This is a genomic window from Thalassospira sp. CH_XMU1420-2 (assembly GCF_037029325.1).
GTDB classification, from domain to species: Bacteria; Pseudomonadota; Alphaproteobacteria; order Rhodospirillales; family Thalassospiraceae; genus Thalassospira; species Thalassospira povalilytica.
The window spans coordinates 467701-476390 of record NZ_JAYMEG010000001.1 but is presented as its reverse complement, the minus strand read 5'-3'; the positions used below and the strand labels follow the sequence as shown (position 1 = coordinate 476390).

Below are 8690 nucleotides of genomic sequence, written 5' to 3'. Positions count from 1 at the left end.
CTGAAAGGCTGGAAACCAACCTGTTTTAGTTTTTTTTCATGTTTTTTCGGGATTTGGAAGCTCTAAATACAACCTGTCAGATTCTGTCAGGTTGTATAGGTCGAACACCGCATCCAATCAGAGCACAAAAATCGTTATTGCTCGCGGAAAGCGCGCTCGAAACTGGTGGTAATCGGGGAAAACAGATAGGCCAAAATCGTCCGGGAACCGGTTACGATCTCAAGCTGGGCAGGCATACCAGGGGATAGGATCATGCCTTCATGTTCGGCAAGACTGTCTGCATCGATCTCGACCATGGCCTGAAAATACGATCTGCCTTCCGAATCGGTAAGGCGATCGGGCGATACATCGGTGACAACCCCTTTGACCGGCGCGAACCAGCGCTGACTGAAGGCGGTGACACGGATATTCACACCAAGCCCGACAGAAACCACGTCGATATCATTGGGCGAAACACGCGCTTCGATCACCAGACGGTCATCAAGGGGCACAATTTCAAGAACCTGCGCACCGGGCGGAATAACCCCGCCAACCGTCGTGAACTGCATGTTGGTCACAGTCCCGTTGCGCGGTGCCTTGATGTCGGACCGCACCAGAACATCCTCGGCCGAGCGCAACCGTTCATTCAGATCGGAAATCTCGCTCTGGACATCGCGAAGCTCGGTATTGATCGATTGCAGATGGTCGCGCATCAATTGTGACTGGCTGGCTTTGACCTGCTGAATTTGCTGCTCGATCCGGGCGATATCGGCGGAGTAGCGACCGATATTGCCAAGCGTCTCGACCAACCGGCTTTCAAGCTGCAAAAGCCGGGTGCGGCGCGCATAGCCAAGTTCGACCATCGGCTTGACCATTGCAAGCTCTTCCTTGACGATCCCGACTTGCTGTTCGGCGGCTGTTTTCTGTTCGCGCGTGCCAACGATTTCGCGGCGCAATTCCTTGATCCGCTCGTCATACAGCTCGACCTCGCCCTTGAACGCACTGCGCCGGCTTTCAAACAGCGTGGTTTGCGCATCCGTAATCGAAAAATATCGCGGATCGTTCAGAACATCGGGGAATGTCAGTTCGTCTTTTTGTGCCCGTTCGGCAATCAGGCGCGTCTGGGTCGCCAGCGCATTCAGATAACGGTTATTGAGCAAATCATAACTTGCCCGCGACCGCGTATCATCCAGACGCACCAGAACGTCCCCGGCCTTTACCCGCGTTCCGTTACGCACAAGGATCTCGCGGATGATGCCGCCTTCAAGATGCTGCACACTTTGCCGCCCGGAAAACGGGGCCACGACACCACTTGCGGTTGCTGCCGAATTGACCTCGGCCGTGCCCGCCCACAGCAGAACCGACCCGACCCCGAGAAACAGGATAAGCAGCCCGATCCGCACAAGCGGCTTCACATCGGTATCAAGCTGGCGTGCGGTTGGTAATTCTACTCCGGACATCAGGCCCCACCTTGTCGACGTTCAGCCGATCCTTCGACAACCCGCAATTGCGGGCGACCACGACGCGGCGCATCCCCCGATGTGGCGGGTGCTGTCGGTTTCTTGCGGGTGGCGGCACGCTGTGCGGCGGCGCGTTCGGCATCTTCGCGAACCTTTCGCATGCGCATTGCCGCCTCTTCACGTGCCCGTGCGATGGCTTCGGCTTCGCTCATCTTGCGTTTCGGCGCTTCCGGCTTGGCCGGTTTGCTTACAGCTTTCCGGCGACCTGGTTGCTGACGCTCGGCGCGCGGCTTTTGCGCAGCAGTCTTTGCTTTTGCAGCCGTCTGCTCAGATTTTTCGTCTTCGGACCAGCTGACCGATTTTTTCACCGGCGCGGATTTTTCCGCCTTTTCCGCCTTTTCAGCCTTGGGCACGACCGGGCGCATGGTCATCATGGTTCCACCCGGGGTCGGCTGCGGTTTCATTTCCGGCTTGGCAATTCCGGCGGCCTGTTTGGCGGCCCGTGCGCGGTCCGATCCGGCATCACTGCTGCGCCCGAAATCCTCGATCTCGGGCATTGCATCGGCGATTTCCGGTTCTTCGATCACGCTTGCAGGGTGTTGTCCGGCACTGGAATTCTTTTCAACAATCGGGCGCGGTGCGTCGGGGTTGGGGACCTCGATCTGTTTGGGCGTGATCCGCATCTGCCCGTCTGTGGTGCCCGCTGCGGCAACGGCCGCCGGATCGGCATTCTCAACCGGGCGGGCCACAGGCGGCAGACCGCGCGCGATATCTTCGGTCTGGACGGTCGGCTTGCCGGTCGCGACACCGGCCGGGTTTTTGACCGGAACCACCTGAATCTGCCCGTCTGCAAGCGCAAGGATCGCATCCGCCCGGGCCAGGATGGCGCGTTCGTGACTGACGATAAATGTCGTAATGCCGTTCTTGCGCAGAATGTCGATCAGATCACTGATATGGCTGACCCCGGTGTCATCAAGGGCGGTTGTCGGCTCATCAAGCAACAACATGCGCGGCCGCGAAAACAGGGCCGCGGCCAATGCAATCAACTGGCGCTGCCCACCCGAAAGGTTACGCCCGCCGCGATCAACGCGCGTGTCATACCCATCCGGAAGATCAAGAATAAACTGATGCGCCCCGGCCAGTTCGGCGGCCTGGATGATATCGCGCATTTCCGCATTGCCAAGGCGCGCAATATTTTCGGCAATCGTGCCCGGGAACAGAAACGGGTTCTGCGCAAGATATCCGATCTGCGCCCCGATTTCCGAACGGTCGACACGCGATGCTTCGACATCGTCAAGCTTGACCGACCCCGATCCCGGAAGCCAGATCCCCATAATCAGCTTCAACAGCGCAGTTTTGCCAACACCGTTAAACCCGGCAATCGCAATGATCTGGCCCGGTCCGGCTTTGAAGGAAAACCCCTTGAACAGGACGTTGCGACTGTTGGGCGGCGCAAAAACCAGCCGATCCACACTGACAGCCATGCCCCGACCACGCGGCAGCGGTGCCGGAACGGTCTGTCGCTTATCGAGCAAAATCTTGTTCAGACGTTCAAACGAATTGCGCGCCGCATTCCAGCTGCGCCAGGCACTGACCGCACCATCAAATGGCGCAAGCCCGCGCATGCCCAGGATCATCGACGCCACCATGATCCCGATCGTGATGCTTTCGGACAAAACCAGATAGGCACCAACCCCGATAAAGCACACCTGCATGGCAAGCCGGATGAAATGCGAAAGCGTGGTTGATGTCCCGACCCGGCGGCTTGCCTGACCTTCCCAGTAAAGGGCGTCCGACTGGTCTGCCTGCCAGCGCTGGCGGGCAGACTGGGTCATGCCCATGGCTTCCATGGCCTCGGCATTGCGCACATAGGTTTCTTCCTGCGCGATGCCGCGGTTCTGGCTTTCTTCGGACCGGTCGACGGAAATCTTGGCTGCGGCTTCGTTGGCAATGGCGATGGCAATCAAAAGCACCGCCCCGCCACAGGCAACAAGCCCAAGCCGGACATCAAAGATAAACACAACCCCGATATAAACCGGCGCCCACATGAAATCGATCAGCGCAAAGGGCCCGCTGCCGGTCAGGAACCCGCGAAGCCCGTACAAATCGCGCAACGGACGCTGGCGCATCTGGGCACCGCGTGCCGATTGCTGCACGACATGGGCAAACAGATCCCCGCCAAGACGCAGATCAAGGGCCGTTCCCACCCGGATCAGAACCCGGGACCGCAATTGCTCCATCGAGGCAATGAACAAAAGAACAAGCCCGATACCAACGGTCAAAAGTGCCAGCGTATCGACACTGCGGCTTGAAAGGACGCGATCAAATACCTGCATGGAATAGATCGGGATCACCATGTTGAGCATGTTGATCACCATCGAGAATCCGCCGACAAGCGCGATCGACCGCCAGAACAACCGTTCAAGCGGGGTCCGATCCCCCTCGCGTCCCGCATCCGCTTTGCGGGTTGGCCGGATTTTATCGAGCAGGCCCATGCATTCCTTCCGTTTTGTCGCCTTTGGCAACTGCCTTATCATATCATGCCGCTGCGCATTGGCATCTGCCTATTGCGCATGGCAAACGCCCCGCGCAACAGTGCTGCGACGGGTAACCTAGCCAATGGCATACTGCCACTATTCTGGTTGAATATATAAGGATGTGTTAAAATCCTGCCCGAAATCCCTTTATTTCATTGCGCTATCCTCTGCCTGGCCGCCCTGCCTGACCACGGTTCGCACAGGAACGACATCCGATATTTCCGCCATCACAAATGTCATAGATCAATGCCGGCAACGCCTTGTCATTCATACTTGTTTGACAATTCAGCCGATCGCGATTTGCGCAAGGCCCGTCTCCACCCCCATCTATAGATCAGGGCCGGATATCGCGACCGCTTCGCGCATCGGCACCCTCAACGCCCAAGTGCCGTAATCGCCCCCGGAAATACTGCCACCGGGCATGTCACCCCAAAGACTCGCAACATGCGGAATGCCAATGACAAACGAAACCCCGCAACTTCCTGACTTCATCCAGCGATTTCTTGCCATCGAACCTGGCAGCACATCCCATGCCGGTACGCTGATGGTCTGCATGATTGGCGTTCTGGCGGCATGCGCCTGGATGCTTGGCGGGTTTTCGATGATGATTTCGGCCGGTATTGCCGTGTCGCTGATGCTGTTTCTGACACCGATGATATCGCCCGAAATTCTGATGAAGATGCTGCGCGCCAATCCGCTGCGCCCCAAAGACTATCCCGCGATCCATGAAATGATGCATTTGTTGTGCGAACGCGCAGGGCTTGATCACACGCCCAAGCTTTTCATCCTGCCGGGCAAGGGCGTGAATGCAATTACCACCGGCACCGATGCGCAAACCACCATCGCCATTTCAAGTGACGCGCTCCATGATCTGTCTCCGCGACAGATGCGGGCCATTCTGGCCCATGAAATCGCCCATGCCTGGCATGGGGATACGCGAATTTTGCTGATGACGGATGTTTTGTATCGCGCAACATGGACCATTGCGCTGTTTGGTCTGGCGATCTTTATCTTTGGGGATTTCAATCCGCCGGCATGGATGGTTGTTCTGTTTGGCGCGGTGCCAACCATCAGCTTTTTGCTGCAACGCGCGGTCATCCGTGATCGCGAATTCGCCGCCGATCACGGGGCCAGTGATTTGCTGAACGGTCCCGAAGACATGATTGATGCCCTGCTTCATATTGATCAGATCAATCGCCGCCGCCTGGGACTTATCCCCTATCGCAGCACGCAGCCGCCAACACTTCTCGACACACATCCATCGGTCACCGCCCGGATAAAGGCCTTGCGCGCACTCAAACCCGGAACCTGGCAGAAATTTTTTGAAAACCGGCGCATGCCCGGACAATAATGGGTCATGGCGTCGCACCGTGACAAAACCGATACCGACCTTGGCCCCTGCCCGATCTGCGGCCGTCTGATGATTGCCGGGCCAAGTGTTGATCGCCATCACTGGCGACCCAAATCACAGGGCGGCACCGATACCCAGTGGCTCCATCGGGTGTGCCATCGCATGATCCACCGCCTGTTTGACGAAGCAACGATTGCGCGTGATTACGACACACCCGACAGGCTGAAAACCCACCCCGACATCGTCAAATTCATCACATGGGTTCGCAAAAAGCCCGTTGATTACATCGACTGGCCCGAAAGTGCCGGCCGTTATGGCAGGAACCGGGGAAAACGTCGTTAAGGCCGGCGGCAATTGGCAAAAAAACATTTACCTGCCAGACTATGCTCGCTACTTGTCCAGCCCACCGGGCTTATGGTGATCCTGCCCGATTGCACCGCAACTGTCGTTTTCAGGAAAAGCCGATGCCAAGCTTTGACATGCTCAATGAACTGATCCCGGTCTTTGTCACGCTTTTCGTGATCATTGATCCGCTGGGTCTGGTCCCGGTTTTCATTGTCCTGACCCAAGGCACAAGTGCCGCCCACCGTCGGCGCATGGCGATCCGCGCCTGTATCACCAGCTTCTTCATCCTTGCCGCCTTTGCCCTGATTGGCGAAGGATTGCTGGGCATTTTCGGCATTCACATGCCGGCCTTCCGCATTGCCGGTGGCACGCTTCTGTTCCTGATCGCGCTTGAAATGCTGTTTGAAAAGCGCAGCCAGAAACGAAATGAGCGCGCCGAACAGGTTCATCAGGAACTCGAAGACGACCACGACGGCGAAAAGACCAAACCCGACAGCACATCCGCCCCGCAAACAGCCGGACATACCATCGCCGACGAAGAAGCTGACGACATCTCGATCTTCCCGATGTCGATCCCCTTCCTGTCAGGTCCCGGTGCAATTGCCTCGGTCATGCTGTTGATGGGCAAGTTTGAAAACAACATCGCCATGCAGGCCAGCGTGATTGGCGTGGTTGCTGTTGTCATGCTGATCGCCTTTGCCTTTTTCCTGGCATCGAACGTTGTTGCCAAACGCCTCAGCCCGACAGTGGCAACCGTGGTATCACGCCTGCTTGGCATGATCCTGGCCGCCCTTGCGGTTCAGTTCATCATTGATGGCGTCAAACAGGCGTTTTTCCAGTAACCGGAAACCCGGGCCGTTCAAACTCTATTGCGCGGCCCAGACATAAACGCCGTAACCGATCAGCATCACCAGACCGACCGGACGCCCGATTGACGGGCGCCTCAGCAATACGGTCAGTAACAGCGAAACGGCAATCATCACCGGCAAATCAAAGCTCAAAAAACGCGCGGCAACCGGGATCGGGGATATTGCCGCCGTCAGGCCAAGTATGCCCAAAATATTGAAAATGTTCGATCCGACGATATTGCCGATGGCAATTTCGGACTGTTTGCGCAGGGCGGCGATCAATGATGTCGCAAGCTCTGGCAGGGATGTGCCCACCGCAACAATCGTCAAACCGATAAAGGCTTCTGAAACACCAAACGATCGGGCAATCGTGACCGACCCGTCGACCAGAAAACGGGCACCAACCATCAAAAGAACCAAACCGGCAACCACCCAAAGTACCGACACCCACAAGGCCCCGCCGGGCACTGACGGATCGGTTGGCGCATCCTCATTCACCGGCTGGCTTTGCGACTGGCGATAGGCCACCAGCAAATACGTCACCAGCCCGGCAAACATCACACATCCGGCAATGCGCCCGACGTCACCCAATGCAAATATTGGTATCAGAATAATCGCTGCTGCCAGCATGACCGCGGTGTCACGACCAAGGGTCCCTCCCGAAACCGCAATCGGCCAGACAAGTGCCGAAACCCCGACAATCAGCAGAATATTGGCAATGTTCGATCCCACCACATTGCCAAGCGCAATATCGGGCACCCCGCGCAAGGCCGCATCAAGGGATACCAGAAGTTCGGGCGTTGACGTCCCGAAACCGACCACAGTCAATCCGATCAGCAGGGATGACATCGAAAGCCGGCGCGCGATGCCGACACTGCCGCGGACAAGGGCCTCTCCCCCGAAAAACAGCCCCGCCAAACCACCCAGCAACATCAAATATTCCACAATCGACGCCTTTTCATCTGCCGACCAATGACTTTGCCCCAGATGGGTCCGAAATGCCCCCACATGGCCGCAACGCCGAGATGTGTGTTACGCCCGACCCGTTTGCAAGCAATACAGATCACAGCGCAAAAATAAAAACGCGACAGGGCCAAAGGTACCGTTCAAACCATGCAGTTCCCTAGCCCGCCATGGTCAGCGCAACCAATTCGTCATGCAGGGCCTTGGGGATCGTCACCCCGTTTTGACGGCTGCGTTCACGCGCTTCGAACCGGCGCTGCGACGGCAGACGGGCACCTTGTGCCATGATCCGTTCAAACAGGTCTTCGGCATGATCAAGATGTTGTTGCGCCTCTGCCCCCAGGAAGGTTTCCGGGGAAAAGGCAATAATGATCTCGCCATGATGCGGATTGCCCGGCGCATCTTCGGACGCCGCATGGGTTTCATGGCCCAGCACATCACCGATCAAGGGTCCGGCCAGCAAACCGATCATGGTCGAAAGGGCCGAACCCTTATGCCCGCCAAATGTAAGCATCGCACCTTCAAGGGCCTTGGTGGCATCGGTGGTCGGCTGACCATCGGCATCGATCGCCCAGCCTTCCGGAATGTCCTTGCCCGCCCGGCGATGCAGTTCGATCTCTCCACGCGCAATGACGCTGGTCGCGAAATCAAACGTGTATGGCGTCTTGCCCGGTCGCGGCCATGAAAAGGCAATCGGGTTGGTTCCCAAAAGCGGCTTTGTGCCACCCGCGGGTGCGACAAAGGCATGGGTCGGTGTCATTGCAATTCCCACAAGACCATGGGCGGAAATCTGCTCAACCTCGGGCCACAGGGCCGAAAAATGGAAACTGTTATTGATCGCCAGAACCGAAATCCCGCAATGGCGCGCCTTTTCCACCAGATAGGACAAACCGGTTTCAAACGACAATAACGAACAGCCTTTATGGGCATTGACGCGCGTGATCGCCGGGGCCTGATCGATCACTTCGGGAAGAACCCGGGTATCAAGCCCGCCATTGCGCGCGGTTTGTACGCACCCGATAAGTCGATACAGCCCGTGGGAATGGCATTCGTCAATTTGTGCTGACATAACACTGCGCACAATGGCACCGGCATGTGCGCTGCTAAAACCATTGTCTTCAAGCACGGCAAGACCAAGTTTCTCGGCCTGATCAATCGATAGGGTGACGGTATCGGTCATAGGGGCTTCCAACTTCTTAAAACACGT

At 57.2% G+C, this 8690-nt stretch carries 7 protein-coding genes; 3 read left to right on the top strand and 4 right to left on the bottom strand.

Features of this window, described 5'->3' with window-relative positions; all coding sequences use genetic code 11:
• Positions 1-134: 134 nt before the first annotated feature.
• Both WA429_RS02225 and WA429_RS02220 read right to left on the bottom strand, forming a co-directional pair.
• Positions 135-1439, bottom strand: a complete 1305-nt coding sequence (locus WA429_RS02225) for an HlyD family type I secretion periplasmic adaptor subunit (RefSeq protein WP_101245304.1) — start codon at positions 1437-1439, stop codon at positions 135-137.
• Complete coding sequence (locus WA429_RS02220) at positions 1439-3934, bottom strand: type I secretion system permease/ATPase (RefSeq protein WP_114112783.1); 2496 nt, start codon at positions 3932-3934, stop codon at positions 1439-1441. The genes WA429_RS02225 and WA429_RS02220 overlap by 1 nt, the downstream gene beginning before the upstream one ends.
• A 499-nt stretch (positions 3935-4433) precedes the next feature.
• On the opposite strand from WA429_RS02220, the gene WA429_RS02215 reads away from it, so the two are divergent.
• The 3 genes from WA429_RS02215 to WA429_RS02205 all read left to right on the top strand — a co-directional run bounded on the left by WA429_RS02215 (position 4434) and on the right by WA429_RS02205 (position 6514).
• Positions 4434-5327 carry a M48 family metalloprotease gene (locus WA429_RS02215; protein WP_114112782.1) on the top strand — a complete coding sequence of 298 codons (894 nt, stop codon included), beginning with the start codon at positions 4434-4436 and terminating at the stop codon, positions 5325-5327.
• 6 nt (positions 5328-5333) lie between these two features.
• Entirely contained in the window at positions 5334-5669 is a 336-nt protein-coding gene (locus tag WA429_RS02210) for an HNH endonuclease signature motif containing protein (protein ID WP_114112781.1), read from the top strand.
• 122 nt (positions 5670-5791) lie between these two features.
• Complete coding sequence (locus WA429_RS02205) at positions 5792-6514, top strand: MarC family protein (protein ID WP_287464381.1); 723 nt, start codon at positions 5792-5794, stop codon at positions 6512-6514.
• A 24-nt stretch (positions 6515-6538) separates the two neighbouring features.
• On the opposite strand, the gene WA429_RS02200 is transcribed toward WA429_RS02205, so the two are convergent.
• Positions 6539-7465 carry a calcium/sodium antiporter gene (locus WA429_RS02200; protein ID WP_287464382.1) on the bottom strand — a complete coding sequence of 309 codons (927 nt, stop codon included), beginning with the start codon at positions 7463-7465 and terminating at the stop codon, positions 6539-6541.
• Positions 7466-7643: 178 nt separating this feature from the next.
• The gene (locus tag WA429_RS02195; RefSeq protein WP_287464383.1) at positions 7644-8663 is read right to left on the bottom strand and encodes an Ldh family oxidoreductase; all 1020 of its coding nucleotides are present in this window, start codon (positions 8661-8663) and stop codon (positions 7644-7646) included.
• Positions 8664-8690: the final 27 nt, after the last annotated feature.